Here is a 490-nt window from a genome sequence, read left to right on the forward strand (position 1 = left end):
AGATGGGGGGACGCGGGGACACGGAGAATAACTAATGTCTCATGCCCAATGCCCAATGCCCGATGCCCAATGACTAATGACTAATGACTAATGACCAAAATTTTACTAGTTACTTCCGCTGAGACTAGCTTGTTGATTACGCAGTTGTTCGAGGGCTGCATCAATTTTGGCAAGTTCAGGTTCCAATTTTGCCATGACACTCACCCTCATCAATTTGGCGCGTTTGGCTGTTTCTGTGGTTTCTTGAACTAGACGTTCGCGATATTGTTCTAGTTCTGCAATCACTTGTGCTATGTCTTGAGTGGTTACATTATCTGTTGTCTGTTGTGAGGTTTCATCCATATCTTTTGTTTCCTTTATGTGTATTTATGATGGTTTTTTCTGTGTTCGACTATAGTTTGTTGTTTGTTGCTTTTGCCAAACTAGTAGTTTTTTTTAATGCATACAATTAAACAATTGTCAAAAAATAAGTAACTAATAGCTGACAGAA

Annotated in this window: 1 protein-coding gene; it reads right to left on the reverse strand. The window is 39.2% G+C overall.

Features of this window, described 5'->3' with window-relative positions; all coding sequences use genetic code 11:
- Positions 1-105: 105 nt before the first annotated feature.
- Positions 106-342: a hypothetical protein gene (locus tag GNE10_RS35035; protein WP_185570574.1), complete on the reverse strand. Its 237-nt coding sequence runs from the start codon at positions 340-342 to the stop codon at positions 106-108.
- Positions 343-490: the final 148 nt, after the last annotated feature.

Source organism: Nostoc sp. 2RC (assembly GCF_014222165.1).
In the GTDB taxonomy this organism is placed as follows: Bacteria; Cyanobacteriota; Cyanobacteriia; order Cyanobacteriales; family Nostocaceae; genus Nostoc; species Nostoc linckia.

Coding starts and splice junctions, on each gene's coding strand:
- GNE10_RS35035 (WP_185570574.1), bottom strand. CDS start 342: ATGGATGAAACCTCACAACAGACAACAGATAATGTAACCACTCAAGAC.